Raw genomic sequence first — 23,480 nt, 5'->3', positions numbered from 1 at the left:
TCGGATGTCTTGGAGGATCGACCAACCCTCTGCATTCTCCGATGGCCGCACCCCATCGGCCGGGGCCACCTCGACCACAGGGAGAAAGACCATGAAGCTGCTGCGTGTCGGTACGGCGGGCTCGGAACGTCCGGCGCTGCTCGACCAGGACGGGACCACCCTCCGCGACCTGTCCGGGCTGGTGGCGGACGTCGATGGGGCCCTGCTCGCCGACGATGCCGCACTGGACCGGATCCGGGCGGCCGCCGAGGCCGGCGAGCTGCCCGTGCTCGACGCGGCTGGGCTGCGCATAGGCCCGCCGCTCGCGCGCATCGGCAAGGTCGTGTGCATCGGGCTGAACTACCACGACCATGCGGCGGAGACCGGTGCCGCGACCCCGGCCGAGCCGGTCGTCTTCTTCAAGGCCGCCGACACGGTCGTCGGCCCGAACGACACCGTGCTCGTACCGCGCAACAGCGTGAAGACGGACTGGGAGGTCGAGCTCGCGGTGGTCATCGGACGTACCGCGCGCTACCTGGAGTCGGCGCAGGAGGCGCTCGCGCATGTCGCGGGCTACGCGGTGGCGCATGACGTGTCGGAGCGCGAGTTCCAGATAGAGCGCGGCGGTACGTGGGACAAGGGCAAGAACTGCGAGACGTTCAACCCGCTGGGCCCCTGGCTGGTGACGCGGGACGAGGTGCCCGACCCGCAGGCGCTGTCGCTGAAGCTCTGGGTCAACGGCGAGCTGAAGCAGAACGGGTCCACCGCCGACCAGATCTTCCCGGTGGCCGAAGTGGTGCGGTACGTCAGCCAGTTCATGACCCTGTACCCGGGGGACGTCATCAACACCGGTACTCCTGCGGGCGTGGCGCTGGGGCAGCCGGAGCCCAAGCCGTTCCTGCGGGCCGGGGACGTCGTCGAGCTGGAGGTCGAGGGGCTCGGGCGGCAGCGGCAGGAGCTGAAGGACGCGTAAGGCCTTCCGGCGGGGGCGGCGGCCAGGCAGCTGCTGTCCCCGGCTCCAGCCCCGGCCCCGTGCGGCGCGGGCCGCCGGTGAGTGCGCGCACTCTGCGGACTCAGCGGATGCCTGTGTCGCAGTGGACTGTCACGTTCGCGTACGTGCCGGGCGTGACGGTCACGCCGATCGGGTGACAGCCGGTGCTCCCGGGGGCCGTGGCCTCCAGCACGTACTCGCCGGGCCGGAGCGAGGCCCGGAACCTGCCGTCGTGCCCGCTGCGCGTGGTCGCCACGAGGGCGTCCGAGGCGTCGCGCACCCGTACGGTCGCCTCGGTGGGTACCGCCCGGCAGGGGTCCTCACTGCCCTCTGCCGGGACGCTCTCGACCGGGCAGACCGGGTACAGGACCACCACACCCACCACCCCCGACGTCGGAGGCGTCGGCAGTGCCGGCGGCGTCGGGGAACTGCTGGACTTCACGTCGGGTGAGCTCCTGCATCCGGTGGTGAGCGCCACCAGCACGACCAGCCCGGCCAGCACGACCAGCGGTGTCGCGGTGAACAGGCGGCATCGCCGTACGGACCTTCCGCACGCGGTGGGACGGTGAAGCCGGCCGGGACGCTCCGACATGGCGCTCACTCCTTCGGAGCGGTGGCGGGGTGGGGTCGTTCCGGACCACCCCGCCACCGCGTACCCGGTCAGCAGAAGCCGAACCCGCCGATTCGCGAGCCCCATTGGGTCGTGTTGACGTGCCGCTCGTTGACGATCCAGGCACGCTGGCCGGCAGCGCACGTGCCGGACGCCACGGGGTCGATCGACACCGCGGAGTAGTCGCCCCATCGCTCGACGGTGCTGGTCGAGGGGTTGTACGCAGTCGTCGCCGTGGTGAGGGTCGCGCCCCCGGTGATGTTGACGGGGTCGGTGGCCAGGCGCCCGCTCCCCTTCACACCGGCGTGGTGCTGGCCCGCGCCGACCGCATCGGTCGAGGACCAGGTGAAGAACATCCGGCCGATGGGGTTCAGGGCGGTGCCGCCGACGGCCGAACCGGCGACCGCGGGGTTGAAGTCGTCCGAATCGACGCCTTCGCGGAGGACGCCCATCTCCGTGGGTGCCACCGTGTTGGTGCTGGTGTTGATCTGGTACCACCGCGGTGTCGGGAAGTTGCCCACGTTGATGGTGTGGACGTTCAGGAGCCGGTTGCCGATCTGCGTACTGGCGTTCTGGAAACGGGCGTCGAGGGTGTCGAGCCGGTCGGCGACTCCGGGCTGACGGGCGGTCGGCGGCAACGAGAACGCGGGCACCGGCACATTGACCGGGGCGGTGATACTCGCGTTGCTCCGGCCGAGGCCACTCGCGCGGAACAGTTTCAGTACGGTGGGCGAGCTTACGTCGGCCACCACGAGAAACGCGTTCGCGTTGTTGTCCTCCACGATCGGAGGCGCCAAGGAGCCCACCGCGCCGAGGCTGAGGTAGAGCATGGAGAAGGCGCGTCCGTTGTAGATGTCCGACTTGGCGAAGCCCATCACCCGCGAACGGGCGTAGGTGTTCCCGGTGAAGATGTTGGCCGTCACGATCACGGCGTCCTGGTCCATGCCGAGCTGAGGGAAGTCGAAGAAGTCTCCTGACGGCTCCGGCACGTCGAACTTGTAGAAGTAGAAGGAGCCCGTGGGGTCGGAGGTCGTGGACACCGCGAGGAAAACGTTCTGGATCGTGGCACTCTCCTGGAACGCCGTGGCGACGACGACCCATCGGTTCCACTTCTTGTCGTAGACGACCCGCGGGTCGAAGATCGTCTGCGCCGTGTAGCCGAAGAAACTGGCGAACGTCACGCTCTTCACGAGCGCGCCGTTCGACTTCTGGAACATGCCGAGCCCACGGCCGTTCGTGACTTCCACGAAGTGGTTGAGCCCAACGGCGCCGTGCGTGTCCGGCGGGCGCTGGCCGGACGGACTCTGGCCGAGCCCCTCGAAGTTGCTCTGGAGTGCGGGTGGCGCGAGGGCACCGGACCGCCGAACGGGAACCGCCGGGCGCTCGGGCGGCTTCATCGCCCGGGACGCGGCGAGCTGCCGGGCGGTCGCCGTGAGCCGCGGCGCCGGTACCGGGGTCTGCTTCACGGGCTGGGCGTGACCCCTTGGGGTGGCGACCCTCGCCGCGGATACCCGGATCTCGTCCGTCGCCACCACGGCGGACGGTTCGCCGTTCGCCGTGGTCCCGGCCGCCGTCCGTGGCAGGCCCAAGCTCAGCGCGAGCGTCACCAGCAGGAGCGGCAGAACTCGCCGGGCTCTCGTTCTGGACGTCAAGGCAGGTCCTCATCTCGAGTTCTCGCGGTCGCGAGGCAACCACGCATCGGGATTCCTGCGCTCATCGTGTGAGGGGAAACGGCGAATGACCGGGAGCTGGAGGGAGGTGGCCAGGGAAACCACCTGAATGCTGATATCTCCGGTCAGCAGATGGCTCCTCCAGAGAACTGCAGTTCACGCCCCGTGAGACGCCGACAGCCCAAGCCGCTACAGAGGTGACGGCGCGGAGAAGGGGCCGTGGAGAAGGGGCCGCGGAGAAGGGGCCCGCGGAGTAGGGGCCGCGGAGGGGGTGCGGGGGATTCACCCCCTCCGCGGGCTCAGGTGGACATGAGGCGCGTCAGCGCCTCGACCACCATCGCGTGGTCCTCGGCCTGGGGAAGGCCGGAGACCGTGACCGTGCCGATGACGCCGGCGCCCTTGACGCGGATCGGGAACGATCCGCCGTGCGCCGCGTACCGGTCGGGATCGAGACGGGACGACTCCTCGAACGTCGTCCCCTTGGCGCGGAACCGGCTGCCGACGAGGAGCGAGCTCTCGCCGTAGCGTTCGACGACGCGGCGCTTGCGGTCGATCCAGGCGTCGTTGTCGGCCGACGAGCCCGGCAGCGCGCTGTGGAAGAGCTGCTGGCCGCCGCGGCGGATGTCGATCGCGACCGGCGCGCGGCGCTCGCGCGCCAGCTCGACGAGCATCGAGCCGAGCGTCCAGGCGTCGCTGTACGTGAACTGGCGCAGCGTCAGCTGCCGTTCCTGGGTCTCGAGCGCCTCGATGCCGGGGGCGCCGGAGGGGCCGGGGGCGGCGCTCATGCGCCGAGCTCCGGCTCCAGCTCCAGCTCCACGGTGATGCCCTCGCGGGCGGAGCGGCGGGCCGCCTCCAGGACGTCGAGGGCGGCGGCCGCCTCGTGGGCCGTGACCGGAGGCGGGGTGCCGTCGCGGAGGGCGGCGGCGATCGCCGCGTAGTACGCCGGGTAGTCGCCCGGCAGAGTCTGGACCGGTCGCCCGCCGCCCGTGAGCGGTGACTCACCCGAGCCGATCCGGCCCCACAGGGACTCCGGCTCCACGCCCCAGCCGGCGTCGTCGTCCGGGGACGGGCGCTTGCCGTCGCGCAGGGCGGCCTCCTGAGGATCGAGGCCGTACTTGACGTAGCCGGCGGCCGAGCCGAGGACCCGGAAGCGGGGGCCGAGCTGGGCCGTGGTCGCGCTCATGTACAGGTGCGAGCGGACGCCGTTCGCATGGGTGAGGGCGATGAACGTGTCGTCGTCGGTCTCGGCGCCAGGACGGCGTACGTCGGACTCCGCGTACACCCGCACCGCCGGGCCGAAGAGGACCAGGGCCTGGTCGACGACGTGGCTGCCCAGGTCGTAGAGCAGACCGCCGATCTCCTCAGGGGCGCCGGACTCGCGCCAGCCGCCCTTGAGCTGGGGGCGCCAGCGCTCGAAGCGGGACTCGAAACGCTGGACCTCGCCGAGCTCGCCGTCCGCGAGGAGCGCCCGGAGGGTGAGGAAGTCGTTGTCCCAGCGGCGGTTCTGGAAGACCGAGAGGAGCAGGCCGCGCTCCTCGGCGAGGGCCGCGAGGGAGCGTGCCTCGGCGGCCGTGCCCGCGATCGGCTTGTCCACGACCACCGGGAGACCGGCCTGCAGGGCAGCGGTCGCGACCGGGACATGCGTCTTGTTCGGGGACGCGATCACGATCAGGTCGAGCTCCTCCGCGCGCGACCACAGCTCGTCGGACGTGGCGGCGAAACGGACGTCGGGGAACTCGGCGCGGGCCTGCTTCTGGCGCTCCTCGTTCGACGTCACGACCGTGTCGAGGACGAGACCCTCGGTCGCGGCGATCAGCGGAGCGTGGAAGACGGAGCCCGCGAGGCCGTAGCCCACGAGTCCGACGCGCAGAGGGGAGGCGGTACCAGTCACGCCTCCTACTTAAGCAACGCTGTTGCCAAAGGGCAAGCGGGGAGCACAATGGGAAGCGTGAGGGTGAACAGGGCCAGGGCGATAGGAGCACCCGGAGAGGACGCGGGTGCGGGCGCGTCCGCGGGCGGGTCTGCCGGAGGGGCCGCGGCGGGCGGAGGACCCGGCGTCAATCTGCCGTTGCTGCGCACTCACAACTCGGCCCTGGTGCTCGATCTGCTGCGCGCCGCGGGAGAGAACGGCATAAGCCGGCTCGAGCTCGCCGACAGCACCGGCCTCACCCCGCAGGCCGTCAGCAAGATCACGGCGCGGCTCCGGGACGAGGGGCTGGTCGCCGAGGCCGGAACCCGCGCCTCGACCGGGGGCAAGCCGCGCACGGTGCTGTGCCTGGTGCGGTCGGCGGCGTACGCGGTGGGGGTGCAGCTTGACCGCGACGAGATGACGGCGGTGCTGCTGGACCTGGCCGGTACGCGGGTCGCCACACGGGTCGTTCCCCTGGACTTCGGCGCCGGCCCGGATGTCGTGACCGGGCAGGCGACGAAGCAGGTGCAGACCTTGCTGGCCGACTCCCTGGCCTCCTCATCGGCCCAGGAGGAGGCCGGGAAGACGGCCGGGAAGACGGCCGGGAATATGGCCGAGAGGACGGCCGAGGAGGCGGCGGACGGCCGCATTCCGCGAAAGGGAGAGCACGCGCTGGTGCTCGGCGTCGGGGTGGCCATGCCCGGGCCGCTCGACCACCTCGCCGGGGTGCCCCACCGGGTCACCGGGTACCCGGAGTGGGACGGGTACCGGCTGCGCGACGAGTTGGCCGCCCGGCTCGGGCTCCCGGTCGTGCTCGACAAGGACACCAATGCCGCCGCCCTCGGGCTCGTCCTGCGCGGGACGGGTGGTTCCTTCGCGTATCTGCACCTCGGAACCGGGATCGGCGCGGGACTTGTACTCGACGGGGAGCTGTACCGGGGAGTGCGGACGGGGGCCGGGGAGTTCGGTCACCAGATCGTCCAGCTCGACGGACCCCCGTGCGGATGCGGCAAGCGCGGGTGCATCGAGGCGCTGTGTCTCGCCGCCGTCGCCCGGGGTGACGTCGCGGAAGCCGCGAGGGTGCTCGGGGTCGGTGTCGCGAACCTGGTCGAGCTGCTCGACATCGACCAGGTGCTGCTCGGCGGCCGGGTCGTCGCCGCGGCCGAGGCGGAGTTCATACGCGGGGTGCGGGCCACGCTCGTCTCTCGCACCCGGGCGCAGGTAGGGCCCGCGGGCGGCGGTGCCTACCGGGTCGCCGAGGGCGCGGCCCAGCTGGTGCTCGCGCCGGTGTTCGGGCGGGCGGAGGCGGCGTATGCGTCCCCGCCACCGCTGAGGGCCGAGCCGCGCAGTGCCCCATGACCGCTGTGCCTCATGACCGCCGTGCCTCATGACTGCTGTGCCCCATGACCGCCGTGCCTCATGACCGCCGTGCCTCATGACCGCAGCACCTCATGACCGCAGCACCTCATGACCGCAGCACCTCATGACCGCAGCACCTCATGACGTTCGCACCCAACCGCCGCCGGGTGAAAAGCGCCGATAGGAAGGACGTATTGCGGCTGTTCGGCCCTACGCGATCGTGTGGCTGCGCTCGGGCGGTTTTGATGGGGGCAGGGTGGTCCCCGGCCAAGGCCAGGTGATCCCCACGGCGGTCCGCGAGCAGCAAAGGCCTCTACATATGCGCAACGCCCTCGCCCTCTCGCTCGCCGCGGTCGTGATCGTCCCCGTCGTCCTCGTCGGCCAGGCCGTCGCGGCCGCCCAGGCCTACAGCGCGGAACCGCCGATGCAGCCCGTCTGCGGTGACGTACGCGCCACGGCCTTCCCCGTCGTCGCCGGGATCCAGGGCGGCCCGGCCGCGTACCGGGCCGGTTCCGGTGCCGGGGAGTTCTCCGTCGAGCTGGTCAACACCACCGCCGAGCCCTGCCGGAACATCCACCCGGTCGTCGTGCTCCTGGGCCGGGACCATGTGCTCACCCCCGCCAGGATCCGGATGGAGTTCTACGACCAGGGGCGAGGGATCTGGCGGCCGGTGACGTTCGAGCAGACCGACCAGGGGGAGGCGGTCGGCGCGTTCGGTGGGGGTAATACGCGCGAAAGTGAATTCGGCGGCTTCACCCTCCCCGGCCGCGCCACCCTCACCATCCCCGTCCGCCTCGCGTTCCCCGCCGCCGACACGCTCGCCGACTCCGTCGTCGCCAACGCGGCCGTCGTCCAGCGCCGCGGCGCCGACGGCGACTGGGTGGGGCAGTCCGGCGACTACACCTTCAGCCTGCTCGCCTCCGAGCAGCAGCTGTACGAGGAGGCCCTGCCCGACCCCGACGAGCTCGCCCCGACCGGCACGCAGTACGACATCGGCCTCGCCGCCGCCGTCAGCGCACTCGTCGCCGCCGGGCTCCTGCTCCTCGTGGGTGCCCGCAGGCTGCGTTCCGGGCGCCGCTGACCTGGCCGTTCACCCGCGTCTGCGAACATCCCCCGGTGGACCACCCGAACTACCCGAGCGACCAGGCGCCCGGCGCGCCCGTCCGCTCCGGCATCCCCGAGCACGGCCGTATCCCGAAGTACTACGCGGTCAAGGCCCAAGTGGCCGCCCTGATAGACGAGCTGGGCGAAGGCGGACTGCTGCCCACCGAACGCGACCTCGCCGTACGGTTCGAGGTCTCGCGCGAGACCGTTCGCCAGGCGCTGCGCGAGCTCCTCCTCGAAGGCCGGCTCCGCCGCCAGGGCAGGGGCACCGTCGTCGCGGGCCCCAAGCTGGAGCAGCCGCTGTCGCTCGCGAGCTACACCGAGGGTGTGCGACGTCAGGGCCGTACGCCTGGCCGTAACCTCATCTCCCTCGATCGTTTCCCGTGCACGCCGCGGCTCGCCGAGGAGACCGGTCTTGAGCGGGGCGAACCCGTCTGGCACATGGAGCGTGTGCTGCTCGCGGACGAGGAGCGGGTCGGGCTGGAGAGCACGTACGTCTCGGTCGCGCGCGTGCCGCGGCTCGACAGCGACTTCGACCCGGACTCGTCCTTCTACGCGTACCTCCGCGACCGGCTCGGGATCGAGTTCGGCGACGCGGACGAGCGCATCGAGACGGTACTGGCGACACCGCGGGAGGCGCTGCTCATCGGGACACCGCCCGCGCTGCCCATGCTGCTGATCCACCGGGTCTCGCGGGACACGGCGAAGCGGCCGCTGGAGCGGGTGCGGACCTTGTACCGGGGGGACCGCTTCAGCTTCTCCGCGCATCTGGTGGGCGGGTCGTAGCGCCTGCGGCGGCCTTGCTGCGCCACCCCGTAATAGTCACGAAAGGATAATGGGTCTAGGCCAAGCTTGATGGCCCGTTCACCGTCCCGTTGCCGACCGGCCCCCATCGGGCCACCGGCCGCGAGGAGCGTTGCGGCCATGCGAGTCATCGTCGTAGGAGCCGGCGTGGTGGGAACCATGCACGCCTGGCAAGCAGTGGAGCGCGGCCACGAGGTCGTACAGATCGAGCGGGAGGCCGAAGCGCGCGGGGCCAGCCTGCGCAACTTCGGGCAGATATGGGTGAGCGGCCGCGCCGGCGGCGAGGAGCTGGAGACCGCGCTGCGGGCGCGGGAGCTGTGGGAGGGCATCGGCGCCCGGGTCCCCGAGCTCGGGTTCCGGGCCATCGGTTCGCTGACGCCCGTACGCAATGATCCGGAGCTCGCCGTCGCCGAGGCGGCCGTCGCCCGGGCCGACGCCGCCGCCCGCGGCTACAAGCTGGTCACCGCGGACGAGGCGCGTGTCATCAACCCGGCCCTGCGCGGTGAGTTCGTATCGGCCCTGTACTGCGAGCGGGACGCGGCCGTGGAGCCACGTACCGCACAACTCGCGCTGCGCAAGGCCCTGCTGGCGTCCGGCCGCTACACCTTCCTGCCCGGACGCGAGGTCCGCGAGGTCATCGAGCCCGGGAAGAACGGACGCAGCGCCGTGCGCGACGACTACGGTGACGTGCACAGCGGCGACGCCGTCGTCCTGTGCACCGGCGCCTGGCTCGGCGGACTCGTCCGCGAGCTCGCCCCCGACCTCCCCGTGCGCCGCGTGCGGCTCCAGATGGCGCAGACCGACCCGCTCGGCGAGCCGCTCACCACGTCCGTCGCCGACGCCGACTCCTTCCGCTACTACCCGGCGTACGCCTCCGACGCGCTCGACGCCCTCAACGCCGGGCAGGCGCAGCAGCCCACGGCCGCCGCGCACAAGATGCAGCTGCTGATGGTCCAGCGCCGGGACGGCGGGCTGACCATCGGCGACACGCACGAGTACGAGCACCCCTTCGCCTTCGACACCCTCGAGGACCCCTACGAGCACCTCACGCAGGTCATCGAGGGTTTCCTGGGCCGTCCACTGCCGAAGATCCGCCGCCGCTGGGCCGGCGTGTACGCGCAGTGCACCGACACCTCCCGCGTCGTCCACCGCCGGCAGGTGCGCGACGGCGTGTGGCTGGTGACCGGACCCGGCGGGCGCGGCATGACCTGCTCGCCCGCCATCGCCGAGACGACCGCCGACGAACTGGGCTGGTGAACCACCACATGACCGACACGACCGCGACCACGACCCCGACCCCGCCCACGCCCACGACCGCTCCGCAGAAGCTGAACCTCGTCGTCCTCGACATGGCCGGCACCACCGTCGCCGACGGCGGCCTCGTCGAGCAGGCATTCACCACAGCGGCCGAACGCATCGGCGCCGCGCCGGAGTCGATGCCCGGCATGCTCGATTACGTCCGCGCCACCATGGGCGAGTCCAAGATCTCCGTCTTCCGTCACCTCTTCGGCGACGAGACCAGGGCCCAGGCGGCCAACAAGGCCTTCGAGGAGGCGTACGGCGAGCTCGTCGACGGCGGCCGCATCGCCGAGATCCCCGGCGCCCGCGCCGCCATCGAGCAACTCCGGGAGCAGGGCAGGACCGTCGTCCTCACCACCGGGTTCGCCCGGGTCACCCAGGACGCGATCCTCGACGCGCTCGGCTGGCAGGGCCTGGCGGACCTCACCCTCTGCCCGGCCGACGCGGGCGGGCGCGGTCGCCCGTACCCGGACATGGTGCTCGCCGCGTTCCTGCGCACGGGCGCGGTGGTCGGCGTGCGGCAGATCGTGGTCGCCGGCGACACCTCGTACGACATGCTCAGCGGCGTACGCGCCGGTGCGGGTGTCGTGGCGGGTGTGCGGACCGGCGCCCACGACGAGGCGCTGCTGACGGGGAACGGCGCCACGCACGTCCTCGGTTCCGTCGCCGAACTGCCCGCGCTGCTGGCGCAGGTGGAGGACGACGCATGACCAGCGGCATCCGCTTCGACCGCGTCTGTGTCGCGTACGGCGGTACCACCGTCCTCGACAGCCTCGACCTGACCGTCGAGCCCGGCGAGGTCATGGCCCTCCTCGGCCCCTCCGGCTCCGGCAAGACCACCGCCCTGCGCGCGGTCGCCGGATTCGTACGGCCCGTCTCCGGGCGGGTGTTCATCGGCGACCGGGACGTCACCGGCCTGCCGCCGCACCGGCGCGGCATCGGCATGGTCGTCCAGCAGTACGCCCTCTTCCCGCACCTGCGCGTCGAGGCCAATGTGGCCTTCGGACTCAAGGCGCAGAAGGCGCCGAAGGACGGGATACCCGGGCGCGTCGCCGAGGCGCTGGAGATGACCGGCATGGCCGCGTACGCCAAGCGGTACCCCCGCGAGCTCTCGGGCGGGCAGCAGCAGCGCGTCGCGATCGCCCGCGCGCTCGCGATCCGGCCGAACGTGCTGCTCCTCGACGAGCCGCTGTCCGCGCTGGACGCGCAGCTGCGGTCGGGGATGCTGGCCGAGCTGGCGCGGCTGCACCGCGAACTGCCCGACGTGTCGATCCTCTACGTCACCCATGACCAGGTCGAGGCGCTGACCCTGGTCGACCGGATCGCGGTCATGGACAAGGCCCGGCTCCAGGACTGCGGAACGCCGCAGGACCTGTACCGGCGGCCGCGGACGGAGTTCACGGCGTCGTTCGTCGGCAACGCGAATCTGCTGCCGGTGACGGTCGGCTCGGACGTGGTGACCTTCGCCGGTGAGGAACTGAAGGTCCCCACCGCCGGTGTCGCGCCGGGCGCCCACGCCACCCTGTGCGTACGGCCGCACCTCGTGGGGCTGGGGGAGGGGCCGAACGCGCTGCGGGGGCGGATCGCCGAGGTGCAGTGGCGCGGGGCAACGCACCGGGTGTACGTGGACGTCGACGGGCACCAGGTCAAGGCGGACCTGCGCGAACTCCGCGAGACCCCCGCGCTCGGGGACGAGGTCACGGTGCACTTCGCGCCCGAGGACGCGGTGCTGCTGGCCGCAGGGGTGAGCGATGCGTAGTCCGAGCGGACGCCTCACGGAACAGCAGCCGGTACCGGGGGTTGTGCCCACCCGTTCCGCCCTCGCGGAACGAATGCCCACAACGCTGTGGGTTCTCCCCCCTGTCGCTGTGCTCGGGGTGGTGTTCCTCTACCCTCTCGCCCTCGTCGTCCAGGAGTCCCTCGCCCCCGGTGCCTACGCCGGCGTCTTCGCCTCGCAGGCCTTCCGTGAGGCGCTCACCACCACCGTGTGGCTGGCCGTCGGGGCGACCGCCGGATGTCTCGTGCTCGGGTTCACGCTGGCGCTGATCATCGCGTTCGTGCCGTTCCCCGGCGGCAGGGCGGTCGCGAAGTTCATCGACGTGTTCCTGTCCTTCCCGTCGTTCCTGATCACGCTCGCGCTGCTGTTCATCTACGGCACCGTCGGCATGGCCAACGGCCTGTGGACGGACGTCACGGGGGCGCCGAGCGGTCCGTTCCACTTCCTGACGACACCCTGGGGCGTGCTCCTCGCGGAGATCACGTACTTCACGCCCTTCGTGATGCGCCCGCTCCTCGCCGCGTTCTCGCAGCTCGACACCGCACAGCTGGAGGTCGCCTCCTCGCTGGGCGCGCGGCCGGCCCGGATCATCCGGCAGGTGATCCTGCCCGAGGCCCTCCCGGCGCTCGCCGCCGGAGGCAGCCTCGTCCTCGTCATGTGCCTCAACGAGTTCGGCATCGTGCTGTTCACCGGAGCCAAGGGCGTCACGACGCTCCCGATGCTCGTCTACAGCAAGGCGATCCTCGAATCCGACTACGCGGCCGCCTGCGTGGTCGCCGTCGTCAACATCGCGATTTCCGTGGGGCTTTACGGGATCTACCGGGTGGTGAGCCGCCGTGCTGGTGCATAGCCGTACGGGCAAGTGGGCCACCTGGGCCCTGTTCCTCGCCCTCTTCCTGCCGCTCTTCGCGCTGCCGCTCCTCGTCATCGTCGCGGCGTCGCTCTCGACCAACTGGTCAGGGGCGTTCCCCTCAGGACCGACAGCCGAGCACTACACGGCGGCCGTCCGCGGCGAGTCGCTCCAGGCCCTGACCACCAGCCTGATCACGGCGGTGACGGCTAGCGCGCTCGCGCTCGCCGTCGGCACGTGGGCCGCTCTCGCCGCCGCCTCGCTCAACAGGCGTGGGCGCCGCGTCCTCGATGCGCTGTTCATGCTGCCGGTCGCCGTACCGTCCGTGGTCGTCGGCCTCGCCGTACTGGTCGCCTTCTCGCAGCCGCCGATGCTCCTCAACGGCACGCGCTGGATCGTGATCCTCGCGCACACCGTTCTTGTCACGGCGTTCGCCTACCAGTCGGTTTCGGCGGCCATCCTGCGTCTCGACCCGATGTACGAACAGGCGGCGGCCAGCCTCGGCGCGCGCCCCTCGTACGTCCTGTGGCGAGTGAAGCTCCCGCTGCTGCTGCCGTCGCTGAACGCGGCCGCAGGGCTCTGCTTCGCCCTGTCCATGGGCGAGTTGAGCGCGACGATGATGCTCTACCCGCCGGACTGGATGCCACTTCCGGTGCTGATCTTCACCGCCACCGACCGTGGCTCCCTCTTCACCGGCTCAGCCGTCGCCGTGGTCCTCATGGCCACGACGCTGCTCGTCCTGCTCGCCGTCTCCCGTATCCGCACCAAAGCCTCTTACCGCTGATCCGGTGGATCCGCCCATTCCGCTGATTCCCCTCTAGCCCCGTTCCCCTCGTTCCCCTCATTCGCAAGGAGTTGTACATCGTCATGCGTCGCAACCTCACCACGGTCACCGCCGCCGTCACCGGCAGCCTCGCCCTCGCCGCCGGCCTCACCGCCTGCGGAGGCAACTCCGCCGCCTCCGACGAGAAGGTCGTCACCGTCTACAGCGCCGACGGCCTCAAGGGCGAGAACGGCGACGGCTGGTACGACCAGGTCTTCAAGGACTTCGAGAAGGAGACCGGCATCAAGGTCAAGTACGTCGAGGGCGGCTCCGGCGAGATGGTGCAGCGCGCCGCCCGCGAGAAGAGCAACACGCAGGCCGACGTGCTCGTCACCCTCCCGCCGTTCATCCAGCAGGCCGACTCCAAGGGGCTGCTCCAGGCGTACGAGCCGGCCGGCTCCGACAAGGTCAACGGCGCCGACAAGTCCGGCGACGGCAAGTGGACCTCGGTCGTCAACAACTACTTCGGCTTCGTCTTCAACAAGAAGGAGCTGGCCCAGGCGCCGAAGACCTGGGAAGAGCTCCTGGACGCGAAGTACAAGGACAAGCTCCAGTACTCCACCCCGGGTGTCGCGGGCGACGGAACCGCCGTCGTCATCAAGGCGATGCACGACTTCGGCGGCGAAGAGCCGGCGATGGATTACCTGAAGAAGCTCCAGGCCAACAACGTCGGCCCGTCCTCCTCCACCTCCAAGCTCGCCCCCAAGGTCGACAAGGGCGAGATCCTCGTCGCCAACGGTGATGTCCAGATGAACTTCGCCCAGTCCAGGTCCATGCCGAATCTCGGCATCTGGTTCCCGGCGAAGCAGGGCGGCCGGCCCACCACGTTCGCCCTCCCGTACGCCGCGGGCCTCGTCGACGACGCCCCGCACACCGAGAACGGCAAGAAGCTCCTCGACTACCTGCTGAGCGAGAAGGCCCAGAAGCAGGTCAGTGAGATCGGCGGCGGCTTCTCCGCGCGCAGCGACGTCAAGGCGACCGACGCCAACGCGATCGAGCTGGCGAAGATCCTGGAGGGCGTCCAGGTCTTCGAGCCGGACTGGAAGGACATCGACAAGAACCTCCAGAAGTACGTCGACTCGTGGAAGACCGCGACCGGCAGCTGAAGGTGGACCGACCGGGGTCAAGGTCACGTCTTCCTGATTAGGCTGGGGGGCGCCGGTACATCGTTGTGGCGGCGCCCCATCAGCACCTCCGCACCCAGCAGGAGTACGCCCATGGCAGAGCGCAAGCCGATCGAATCCTGGCTCACCGACATGGACGGTGTTCTCATCCATGAAGGCGTTCCGATCCCGGGCGCCGACTCCTTCATCAAGAAGCTCCGCGAGACCGGGAAGCCCTTCCTGGTCCTCACGAACAACTCCATCTACACCCCCCGTGACCTGCACGCCCGGCTCGCCCGCATGGGCCTGGACGTGCCCGTGGACAACATCTGGACGTCCGCGCTGGCCACCGCCCGGTTCCTGGACGACCAACGTCCCGGCGGCACGGCGTACGTCATCGGCGAGGCGGGGCTGACCACGGCGCTGCACGACATCGGTTACGTCCTCACGGATCACGAGCCGGACTACGTCGTCCTCGGCGAGACCCGTACGTACAGCTTCGAGGCCCTCACCAAGGCCATCCGGCTGATCAACGCGGGATCGCGTTTCATCGGCACCAACCCGGACGAGACCGGTCCGAGCCCGGAGGGCCCGCTGCCCGCAACCGGCTCGGTCGCCGCGCTGATCACCAAGGCCACCGGCAAGGCCCCGTACTTCGCGGGCAAGCCGAACCCGCTGATGATGCGCACGGGCCTGAACGCGATCGGGGCGCACTCGGAGACCAGCGCGATGATCGGGGACCGGATGGACACCGACGTCCTGGCGGGGCTGGAGGCGGGCATGGAGACCTTCCTCGTGCTCACGGGCCTGACGGCACCGGAGGACATCGACCGGTACCCGTTCCGCCCGTCGAACGTGGTCGACTCGATCGCCGATCTGGTCGACCGCATCTGACCTGCTGGGGGCTCCCGGCGTCTCCCGGCGATGACCCATCCGGGTCTCCTGGAGATGCGGAAACGGGCAAACCGCGTGAATCTGCTGATACCAGGAGGTTCACAATGCGTTCTGTTCCGATTGCTCTCCGTGTGGTGGGGGCGGCCACCGGTGTTCTGATGCTGGCACCCGCCGCAGGGCTCGCGTACGCCGAGGAAGGCGGGCAGACCAAGGCAAGGGTCAGCCCCACCTCCGCCAGACCCGGGGGTGAGGTGGAGCTGCATGTCACCGGTTGCCCGGGCGCGACGGGCACCGCCAGGTCCCGGGCCTTCGTCGCCGACGCCGAGCTGTCCGGCAGCGTGGGGCCGCAGAGCTCCCTCTTCGGGGAGACGACGATCGGATCCGGCGTCGGCGCCGGTACGTACGACATCAGCGTCACGTGCGACGGCAACCACCTCACCCGAGTGGGCACGCTCACCGTCGCCCAGCAGGGCGCCGAGAACCGGGCGGAGACCACGCAGCGCGACGACGAGGGCGAGAAGCGCGACGAGGGCGGCAAGGACGACGGGGACAAGCGCGACAAGGACAAGGGCAGCAAGGACGAGGGCGACAAGCGCGACGAGGGCCGCAAGGACGACGGCGGCAAGGGCGACAAGGACAAGGACAAGGACAAGGACAAGGAAAAAGACAAGGACAAGGGCGGCAAGGGCGACAAGGACGAGGGCGGCAAGCGCGACGACGGCCGCAAGGACGACAGCCGCAAGTCGGATCAGAACCACGACCAGGGCAAGAAGCACGACGAGGGCCAGAGCGACGAGGACGACGACGAGGACGAGGACGAGGGCCAGGACCACGACCAGACCCTGGTTCCCGATCCTGACGACACCCCCTACGCCCCGGTACGGGCCGGCGGCGGCGGTACCGCCACGTCCCTCGCCTCCGAGGAGGCCGAGCGGGCCGACCAGCAGGGTCCCGGCACTCCCCACACCGTGATCGGACTGGTCCTCGCGGGCGTGGCCGCGGTGGCCGTGGCGTTCCGCAGCACACGGCGTCGGCGCGTGGGCCCGGCGGACACGGACTGACCGCCATGGAACCCGGTGACGGTGGTTCCGGCGGCCGTACGTCGGGCACCGGCAGGCTGCTCACGGGTGTGGCCTGGGCCGTGCTGCTGCTGGCCTTGTGGCTGTGGGGGCGCGAGGCGACCGAAGGCCCCGGCAGCACCTCGGCCCCCACGACCGGCGATGTGGCCGCAGTCGGCCGGCCCCCCGGCGTACCGCTGCCGCCCGCCCGCGACCCGCTGAAGCCCTCCCAGCCGAGCAAGGTGGAGATCCCCTCGATAGGGATCACAGCCCCGGTCGTGGCCCGCGGCCTGGACGCGACGGGAGCGGTCGATCCGCCGCCGTACGCCATGCCGCAGACCGTCGGCTGGTTCGGCACCGGCACCCTGCCCGGGACCGAGGGCGCGGCGCTCTTCGTCGGCCATGTCGACACCAAGACCAAGCCGGCCGTGTTCTACGGGCTCAGTGCGGCCCGTCCCGGCCAGAAGGTCCGGGTGACCCGGACCGACGGCTCGGTCGCCGAGTTCACGATCGACGATGTGCAGGTCTTCCGCCGGGACCGGTTCGACGCGCAGAAGGTGTACGGGGCCCGGCAGCCGGGCAGGGCGGAACTGAGGCTGATCACCTGCGGTGGAACCTACGACCGCATGTCGGGGTCATACACGGCGAACGTGGTGGTGTCGGCGTATCTGACGGACGCCCGCGGGATCTGACAGGATGGATTCGCCCGGTCTTGTCCGGGAGCGGGGCGCCTGGGGGGTGGCCTCGACATCGTGCGACAGTGCACCAAGGGGGAGTGGATGTACGGCAGTTACGTCGGGCGTGCCCGCTGGGGAGCGGCCGCCGCGGGCGCCGCGCTGCTGCTGGCGGGGTGTTCGTCCGCCGACGGTGACGGTGACGGCGGCGGTGACAATCGGGCGTCGATCGCCCAGCAGCCGAAGGGGACCGACCCGTTCTGGGTCAATCCCGACGGGAAGGCCGCCAGGCAGGTCGCCTCGTATCTCGACGGAGGCGACGACAAGAACGCCGAGCTGATCAGGAAGATCGCGGAGCAGCCGGTCGGCGAATGGATCGGCCCGGACAATCCGGAGGCCGAGGCGAAGGGATTCACGGAGGCTGCCGAGAAGGCCGACCGGGACGCCCTGCTGGTGCTCTACAACATCCCGCACCGCGACTGCGGACAGTTCTCCAAGGGCGGCGCCGCCGACGGGAACGCGTACCGGGAGTGGGTCGACAAGGTCGCCAAGGGCATCGGCGACCGGCGCGCCACGGTCGTCCTCGAGCCGGACGCCGTCCTGCACCTCGTGGACGGCTGCACGCCGGACGAGTTCCACGAGGAGCGTTACGATCTGCTGAAGGGCGCCATCGAGCGGCTCAAGCAGCAGCCCGCCACCAAGGTCTACCTGGATGCGGGCAACGCGGGCTGGTCCCAGCCCGACTCCCTCTTCGAGCCGCTCCAGTGGGCGGGTATCGCCAAGGCCGACGGCTTCGCGGTCAATGTCTCCAACTTCCAGACCATCGAGGCCAGCAAGGACTTCGGCAGGAAGCTCTCCGCGAAGGTGGGGAACAAGCACTTCGTGGTCGACACCAGCCGCAACGGCAACGGGCCGTACACGCAGGGCGATCCGAAGGAGAACTGGTGCAACCCGCCGGGGCGTGCGCTCGGTGAGCCGCCCACGACGAAGACGGGCGATCCGCTCGTCGACGCGTATCTGTGGGTCAAGCGGCCGGGGGAGTCGGACGGGGACTGCAAGGGCGGGCCGAAGGCGGGGGACTGGTATCCGGAGTACGCGCTGGAGCTGGCGCGCAACACGAAGTAGGCGCCCCGGCCCCGTGCAGGCTCCCGAGGAGTCCGTACGGGGCCGGGCAGGGGCCTACGGCACCTCCACCCACACGCCTTCGGACGGGGTGCCCTTGTCGTCCGTGACGAAGAGCATGTACCACCCCGACGGCACCAGGGACCGGTTCTTCGGCACGGTGACCTCGAAACCGTCCGCCGTCTTCGTCATCTCCAGCGCGATCGAGCGCTGGTCGACATCCGTCACATGCGTCACCGCGCTCGGCCGCATCAGCTTCGCCGTCTTCAGCTTCGCCGCCTGCGGGCTCTTGAACGTGCCCGACTTGCCGCGCTTGATGCTCTTCGGCCCGCCGCTGATCTCCGGCCGTCCGTCCCGGTAGAGATACGGCGGCGTGTAGATCTCGATCCGCTGCTCGAAGACGCCCGGCTTGGTGTTGGCGTCGTCGGCGAAGAGCGAGTCGGAGCCGAAGATCATCAGTCGACCGTCGGGCAGCAGCACCGACCCCGAGTGGTAGTTGCGCCCCACCCGCGGGTCGGCCACACGCGTGTACGTGCCCTTCTTCGGGTCGTACGTCCGCGCCTCCAGGACGTTGGAGCCGCCGCGTCCGCGGTAGTCCTCGGAGCCGCCGGTGACCAGCACGCTGTCGTCCGGGAGGAGCGAGGCGCTCGGATAGCGGGTGCCCTTGTCGAGTGAAGCGCCGTCCTTGAAGCGGGGGTTCGAGTCCTTGAGATCGACCAGCCGGGACTTCTTGCTGGACTTCTCGGACTCGCCGACGCCGCCGCCGCCGATGACCATGAACTTCTGGTCCTGGGCGGGCGGCAGCATGACCGTCGCCGAGGTCTCCATCTTGTCCGGGTCGCTCAGCCCCGGGATCTTCTCGAAGTCGTTCGTCTCCAGATCCCAGATGCCGGGGTCACGGCCGATGTCGGCCGGACCGTACCCGGCGTTCGAACCGGAGTAGAAGAGCTTCCCGTTGGACATCAGGAAGATCGCCGGGTAGGTCGGGAAGCGCCGCTCGATGCCCGTGTACTCCCAGGTCTTCGTCTCCGGGTCGTAGATCTCGTCCTTGCCGGGCACGATCTGCCCGATCTCGTCGAGACCGGAGAGGGAGAGGACCTTTCCGTCCTTGAGCGTGGTCAGGGTCGGGTACCACCGGGCCTCGTTCATCGGGTCGACCTTGATGTACTTCTCGGCGACCGGATCGAACTCGTAGGCCTCCTTGATGCCCTGGAAGTCCTTCTTGTCGAGGGCGAGCTTCTGCGCGATGCCGTAGACGTTGCGGGTGTCGGAGCCCTTGAGGCCGTGCACGCGGTAGTTGTCCTCGGTGCCCGTCTCGTGCGTCTTCCCGGACTCCTCGGCCTCGACGTAGATCCGGCCGAGGCCCGCCTCGGTGCGCAGGAACCTGCCGGTCGCCGGGTCGAAGACCTTCTTCGCCCGCTTGACCAGCACCGGGTCCTTGGAGACGAACGTCTTGCCGTTCTTCTTGCCGGTGAACTTCGTGCCGGCGGGCAGCGTGATCGGCTTGTCCGGGTCCTCGTTGTGGACGATCATCAGGCCGCCGGCCTTGGAGACATCGCCCTTCAGTTTCTCGTACCGCTTGGTGCCGCCCGCGACCAGCAGCTTGCCGTCGGGCAGCTGCGTGTGCCCGGAGCAGAACATGTCCTTGGGCGTCGGTATCAGCTTGAAGTCGTTCGTCTTCGGGTCCCACAGCACCGACTCGAACTTCTTCGCGTCGAAGTTCTTCTGGTTGTTGCCCGAGCCGGCGATCAGCAGGACCTTGCCGGTGTGCAGCAGGGCGGCGTGGATCGAGTTGATCCGGTACTCGGACGGGACGTCGAGGAAGTCCCAGTGGCCGTTCGCCGCCTTGTACTCAGGGCGGTTGATCTTGTACTCGTGGTACTCCGCCGAGCCGTAGCGGTAGAGGGCGGGGCCGTTGAAGCCGGCCACCACTGCCACCACGGCCACGCCGATCAGGATCCGTCGGGCCCGGTTCTTGCGGTAGTTCGGCCGGACGGGAAGTGCGCTCATTTCTTACGTCCCCCAAGGGCGATCTGCATGGTCTGGTCCGCCGGGGCCCAATGCGGCTGCTGCTGGGGCTCATGCGCGCCGGGGGGCGGCTGCGGGCCCTGCGGACCGTGCGTGCCGTCTCCGGCGGGCGGCTGCGCGTTGCGCTTCTTCTTCTCCGCGCGGACGGTGTACCGCCAGGCGAAGATGGGCGCCGCTGTGATCAGCAGGGCGAGGGACGCCCACGTGATCATCGCCGGGTGGTCGTGCCCGTTGAAGAACGAGGCCGCGAGCGAGCCGCCGAAGACCAGGATGAAGAAGAGGTGGATCCGGAACGTGCCGAAGAGGGTGTCCGGGCTGGACGAGTCGCCCTTGGGGGTCACGACGAACTTGCTCTTGCGGCGCAGTACGGCGTCCATCAGGGAGCGTGCGTAGATCGGCGCGGAGAGCGCGGACATCACCATGCCGGCGAGGCCGCCGGAGCCCTCCGGCTCGTGCGGCGAGACGTTGTGGCGGCGGTTCCAGATGTAGAGGCCGATCTGGAGCGCCGACGCGTTGCCGTACAGCATCATCCAGATCGCCGGGTCGATCTGCACACCCGAGGCGCCCATGCCGAGGAACAGGGCGCAGCTCAGCGCCGCCAGGATCCAGTTGAGGGCGGACATCGGATAGAAGATGATCATCATCGTGTAGTTGAAGAGCTTCCCGGCCGGCAGCGTCCCGAAGCCCCTCCAGTACTGCTTGAGGATCGTCTCGTACGTGCCCCGCGACCAGCGCAGCTGCTGGGTGAAGAAGTCGGTCCAGGCGCTCGGGCCCTCGCCGACGGCGAGCACGTCCGGGGTGTAGACCGAGCGCCACTTGTTGCCGCTCTCGGGGTTGCGGGCCCGGTGCATCTCGAAGCCCGTCGCCATGTCCTCGGTGATCGAGTCGTACAGACCGCCGATCTGCTTGATCGCCTTGATCCGGACGGCGTTGGAGGTGCCGACGAACATGGGGGCGCCGTAGCGGTTGCCCGCGCGCTGGATCAGTGCGTGGAAGAGGAACTGCTGGGACTCGGCGGCCTTGGTGACGAAGGTGTCGTAGTTTCCGTAGACCTGCGGGCCGATGACGAAGCCGACGTCCGGGTCGCGGAAGTAGCCGAGCATCCGCTCCAGGTAGTTCGGCAGCGGCACGTGGTCGGTGTCGACGGACGCGAAGAAGTCGTAGTCCCCGCCGTGAGCCTCAAGCCAGGCGTTGTAGTTGCCGTGCTTGGTCTTGGCCCGGTGGGCGCCCTTCGCCTGGTTCCACTTGGCTATGCCCTTGCGGGAGAAGTGGTGCACCCCGAGGCGCGCGCAGACCTCCTTGACGGCCGGGTCGTCGCCCTCGTCGAGCAGCCAGACGTGCATCAACCCGCGGTGGCGGATCTTCACCGCCGCCTCGAGGGTCTTCGTCACCATCTCCAGGGGCTCCTTGCCCGGGACGAAGGAGGTGAGGAAGGCGACCCGGGTGCCGTGCTCCGGCACGACGGGGACGGGGTCACGGGCGACGAGGGTCGCGTGCGCGTTGGACAGCACGTTCATCGTCCGGAAGAGCTCGATCAGGCCGATCGAGACGAGCATGACGATGTCGAGCCACAGGAGCAGGTCGTTCTTGAGGTTCGGGTCGCGCTCGGTCCAGTGCTGAGGCTGCATCAGCCAGGCGAACAGGCCCAGTGAGACCAGCGGTGCGGCGCCCAGGAGCAGCGCGGCCCGGACGCGGTGCGGCTCCTGCGAGAGCAGCGAGCGGTACTGCACCGTGTACGGCTTCGACGGGTCGGGCTGGGTGAGGGGGCCGGCGAGCCGGCTGTAGTGCTCGTAGTCGTACCGCGGAAGCGCCGTCTTCTTCGGGCGCAACCGGGACCCGGCTGCTCGGAGCTGCGGGGGAACCCGAAGCTGAGTGGTCCGGGATGGGTCGTTGTCCTGCTGCCGGGCGCCGGTCGGCGTCGACGTCATGAGTCATCCCCCCGCATGCCTGCTGGCTGCGTGATCGTACGGTCTCTGCGCCCGGACCCCCGGTCCCCCTCGACCAGCCGTCCCGGACGCGTCAATGGCAGGCCCCCGTCCCCATAGACATGAGATGGCGGCCTTCCGGTTGCATGATGCCCGGCCCGGACATCTGTTCGCGAACAGGGCCCCCACCCTGCGGTCGGTGCAACCGGAGAATCCCCCTCGAACCGCCCCAAGTGGTAACTGTTCGAGTCCGCTGCCTCCCCATGGGCGGCGGCGGACTCCAGGACAGGTTCTCGGAGAGAGGTCGTGATCGCAAGGGCGCCCGGCGCCGGGCCGTGACCCACCTGGGCGCGAAGCGTTGAACCTATGAGCTGTGTCGCAGCGGCGGCTGTGGAACATAGCGTCCAACGCTCTCGGACGGATCGTCCGGACTTATTGGACGCTAGCCTGTCCGGCGCCTCGCTGCAAGTCAGTTACGAGAGTTTTGGCCAACCGACGTGTCAGAAGGAAGAATCCCTCGCGTGGCCAATGCACTGCAGGAATTGGTGAAGAGCCGGCTGGAGCAGCAGGGCTGGTCCTACGGCGACGTGGCCCGGCGCGGCGGCATCCCGCGTTCCACCGTGCATCATCTGGCCACTGTCGAGCGGGTGACCCGCATGCCGCAACAGACCACCCTCGAGGGCCTTGCCAGGGGGCTGGAGCTGCCCCTGGACTCCGTGCGCAGGGCGGCCGCCGAGGCCTGCGGGATCCACCTCTACTTCGAGGAGCCGGCCGACACCACGGCCGACCCCGAGGTCGCCACCCTCATCGCCAGCGTCCAGCGGCTGTCCGTGACCGACCGCCGACACGTCACCGCCCTCATCGAATCCCTCCTGCGCAACGCCTCCGACCCCGACACCGGCGCCGACACCCGTTCCCGCGAGCGCTCTTGACCGGTGATGGCCGTCGTCGGCGGTCGGTGTCACCTGATGTGCCGCCCAACCTCCAGGTCTCTGGCTGTGCGTCATATGTCCATGAAGATCGCAGACTTCAGGTCGGCGGGGCCCATGACATATCCAGTGATGCATATGTCCCGGCGAAACAGTAGATCAGGCAAGAAATAGGCCTGATTGGGGCTATCCTCTCCCCCGCGGGTGGGATGAACCGCCCGAGGCCTCCGTGAGAGGGGGGTACTACGTGCTTGTCGTTCCAGGAGCGTTCGCGACCGCCGTCGTCCGCGACAGGACGGGAGAGCCGGTGGTGCTGCTCTCCGGTGAACTCCCCTCGGCCCTCACCCCGTCCGGCGTCAACGAGCTGCTGAATCTGGCCGCCGCCGTGCTCAACGCGGAGGAGCTGGCGCTGTTCCGCAGTTGCCTCGCGGCGCTGCGCTGCGGCGAAAAGCTCGAGGAAAGGCGTATCGAGGTGAGCGGGGCCGTGCTGACCATCTACCGCAGCTGACCACGGAACAGCCGAGGGCTCCCGGGAGTTCTCCCGGGAGCCCAAGCTCGGTTCCGGCCGGAGC

Annotated in this window: 21 protein-coding genes and 1 pseudogene; 16 read left to right on the top strand and 6 right to left on the bottom strand. The window is 69.9% G+C overall.

Annotated elements, in window-relative coordinates; translation table 11 throughout:
• The first annotated feature begins 91 nt into the window (after nucleotides 1–91).
• Nucleotides 92–952 (top strand): fumarylacetoacetate hydrolase family protein, encoded by an 861-nt coding sequence (locus ACWCXB_RS07635; RefSeq protein WP_450720036.1) that lies wholly within the window; start codon nucleotides 92–94, stop codon nucleotides 950–952.
• A 100-nt stretch (nucleotides 953–1,052) separates the two neighbouring features.
• Here the strand turns inward: ACWCXB_RS07635 and ACWCXB_RS07630 are convergent, their stop codons facing one another.
• The 4 genes from ACWCXB_RS07630 to ACWCXB_RS07615 form a co-directional block, all read right to left on the bottom strand.
• Nucleotides 1,053–1,562 (bottom strand): carboxypeptidase-like regulatory domain-containing protein, encoded by a 510-nt coding sequence (locus ACWCXB_RS07630; RefSeq protein ID WP_450720034.1) that lies wholly within the window; start codon nucleotides 1,560–1,562, stop codon nucleotides 1,053–1,055.
• Nucleotides 1,563–1,630: 68 nt separating this feature from the next.
• A complete protein-coding gene (locus tag ACWCXB_RS07625; RefSeq protein ID WP_450720032.1) occupies nucleotides 1,631–3,232 on the bottom strand; it encodes a hypothetical protein in 1,602 nt (533 codons plus the stop codon).
• 317 nt (nucleotides 3,233–3,549) lie between these two features.
• Nucleotides 3,550–4,035: a heme-degrading domain-containing protein gene (locus ACWCXB_RS07620; RefSeq protein ID WP_450720030.1), complete on the bottom strand. Its 486-nt coding sequence runs from the start codon at nucleotides 4,033–4,035 to the stop codon at nucleotides 3,550–3,552.
• On the bottom strand, nucleotides 4,032–5,141 hold the full coding sequence (locus tag ACWCXB_RS07615) for a Gfo/Idh/MocA family oxidoreductase (protein WP_450720028.1): 1,110 nt from the start codon (nucleotides 5,139–5,141) through the stop codon (nucleotides 4,032–4,034). Before ACWCXB_RS07615 ends, ACWCXB_RS07620 begins: the two co-directional genes overlap by 4 nt.
• A 48-nt stretch (nucleotides 5,142–5,189) precedes the next feature.
• On the opposite strand from ACWCXB_RS07615, the gene ACWCXB_RS07610 reads away from it, so the two are divergent.
• The 13 genes and pseudogenes from ACWCXB_RS07610 (at nucleotide 5,190) to ACWCXB_RS07550 (ending at nucleotide 18,029) form a co-directional block, all read left to right on the top strand.
• Nucleotides 5,190–6,518 carry an ROK family transcriptional regulator gene (locus ACWCXB_RS07610; protein WP_450720026.1) on the top strand — a complete coding sequence of 443 codons (1,329 nt, stop codon included), beginning with the start codon at nucleotides 5,190–5,192 and terminating at the stop codon, nucleotides 6,516–6,518.
• Between the two features lie 319 nt (nucleotides 6,519–6,837).
• On the top strand, nucleotides 6,838–7,599 hold the full coding sequence (locus ACWCXB_RS07605; RefSeq protein ID WP_450720024.1) for a hypothetical protein: 762 nt from the start codon (nucleotides 6,838–6,840) through the stop codon (nucleotides 7,597–7,599).
• 35 nt (nucleotides 7,600–7,634) lie between these two features.
• A complete protein-coding gene (locus ACWCXB_RS07600; protein WP_450720022.1) occupies nucleotides 7,635–8,408 on the top strand; it encodes a GntR family transcriptional regulator in 774 nt (257 codons plus the stop codon).
• Between the two features lie 138 nt (nucleotides 8,409–8,546).
• The gene (locus ACWCXB_RS07595) at nucleotides 8,547–9,683 is read left to right on the top strand and encodes a TIGR03364 family FAD-dependent oxidoreductase (RefSeq protein ID WP_450720020.1); all 1,137 of its coding nucleotides are present in this window, start codon (nucleotides 8,547–8,549) and stop codon (nucleotides 9,681–9,683) included.
• Between the two features lie 8 nt (nucleotides 9,684–9,691).
• A complete protein-coding gene (locus tag ACWCXB_RS07590) occupies nucleotides 9,692–10,435 on the top strand; it encodes a phosphonatase-like hydrolase (protein WP_450720018.1) in 744 nt (247 codons plus the stop codon).
• Nucleotides 10,432–11,484, top strand: coding sequence for an ABC transporter ATP-binding protein (locus ACWCXB_RS07585; RefSeq protein WP_450720016.1), 1,053 nt, complete (start codon nucleotides 10,432–10,434; stop codon nucleotides 11,482–11,484). The genes ACWCXB_RS07590 and ACWCXB_RS07585 overlap by 4 nt, the downstream gene beginning before the upstream one ends.
• Nucleotides 11,485–11,557: 73 nt before the next feature.
• Nucleotides 11,558–12,352, top strand: a complete 795-nt coding sequence (locus ACWCXB_RS07580) for a 2-aminoethylphosphonate ABC transporter permease subunit (RefSeq protein ID WP_450720014.1) — start codon at nucleotides 11,558–11,560, stop codon at nucleotides 12,350–12,352.
• Nucleotides 12,339–13,136: an ABC transporter permease gene (locus ACWCXB_RS07575; RefSeq protein WP_450720012.1), complete on the top strand. Its 798-nt coding sequence runs from the start codon at nucleotides 12,339–12,341 to the stop codon at nucleotides 13,134–13,136. The genes ACWCXB_RS07580 and ACWCXB_RS07575 overlap by 14 nt, the downstream gene beginning before the upstream one ends.
• An 83-nt stretch (nucleotides 13,137–13,219) precedes the next feature.
• Complete coding sequence (locus ACWCXB_RS07570) at nucleotides 13,220–14,281, top strand: 2-aminoethylphosphonate ABC transporter substrate-binding protein (RefSeq protein ID WP_450720010.1); 1,062 nt, start codon at nucleotides 13,220–13,222, stop codon at nucleotides 14,279–14,281.
• Between the two features lie 111 nt (nucleotides 14,282–14,392).
• On the top strand, nucleotides 14,393–15,172 hold the full coding sequence (locus ACWCXB_RS07565; protein ID WP_450720008.1) for an HAD-IIA family hydrolase: 780 nt from the start codon (nucleotides 14,393–14,395) through the stop codon (nucleotides 15,170–15,172).
• 866 nt (nucleotides 15,173–16,038) lie between these two features.
• Nucleotides 16,039–16,233, top strand: a pseudogene (locus ACWCXB_RS07560) (hypothetical protein); the annotation flags it as partial.
• A 5-nt stretch (nucleotides 16,234–16,238) separates the two neighbouring features.
• On the top strand, nucleotides 16,239–16,922 hold the full coding sequence (locus ACWCXB_RS07555; RefSeq protein WP_450720006.1) for a class F sortase: 684 nt from the start codon (nucleotides 16,239–16,241) through the stop codon (nucleotides 16,920–16,922).
• Nucleotides 16,923–17,009: 87 nt separating this feature from the next.
• Nucleotides 17,010–18,029, top strand: a complete 1,020-nt coding sequence (locus ACWCXB_RS07550) for a glycoside hydrolase family 6 protein (protein WP_450720109.1) — start codon at nucleotides 17,010–17,012, stop codon at nucleotides 18,027–18,029.
• A 54-nt stretch (nucleotides 18,030–18,083) separates the two neighbouring features.
• On the opposite strand, the gene ACWCXB_RS07545 is transcribed toward ACWCXB_RS07550, so the two are convergent.
• Nucleotides 18,084–20,036 (bottom strand): galactose oxidase-like domain-containing protein, encoded by a 1,953-nt coding sequence (locus ACWCXB_RS07545; protein WP_450720005.1) that lies wholly within the window; start codon nucleotides 20,034–20,036, stop codon nucleotides 18,084–18,086.
• Nucleotides 20,033–21,982 (bottom strand): glycosyltransferase family 2 protein, encoded by a 1,950-nt coding sequence (locus ACWCXB_RS07540; protein ID WP_450720003.1) that lies wholly within the window; start codon nucleotides 21,980–21,982, stop codon nucleotides 20,033–20,035. Before ACWCXB_RS07540 ends, ACWCXB_RS07545 begins: the two co-directional genes overlap by 4 nt.
• A gap of 518 nt (nucleotides 21,983–22,500) precedes the next feature.
• Between ACWCXB_RS07540 and ACWCXB_RS07535 the strand changes: the two genes are divergently transcribed.
• Both ACWCXB_RS07535 and ACWCXB_RS07530 read left to right on the top strand, forming a co-directional pair.
• Entirely contained in the window at nucleotides 22,501–22,911 is a 411-nt protein-coding gene (locus ACWCXB_RS07535) for a helix-turn-helix domain-containing protein (protein ID WP_450720001.1), read from the top strand.
• Nucleotides 22,912–23,155: 244 nt separating this feature from the next.
• Nucleotides 23,156–23,416, top strand: coding sequence for a hypothetical protein (locus tag ACWCXB_RS07530; protein ID WP_450719997.1), 261 nt, complete (start codon nucleotides 23,156–23,158; stop codon nucleotides 23,414–23,416).
• Nucleotides 23,417–23,480 lie beyond the last annotated feature (64 nt).

This window comes from Streptomyces sp. NPDC001514 (genome assembly GCF_053597075.1).
The sequence above is the reverse complement of the archived record's forward strand: the minus strand, read 5'-3'. Positions and strand labels throughout refer to the sequence as shown.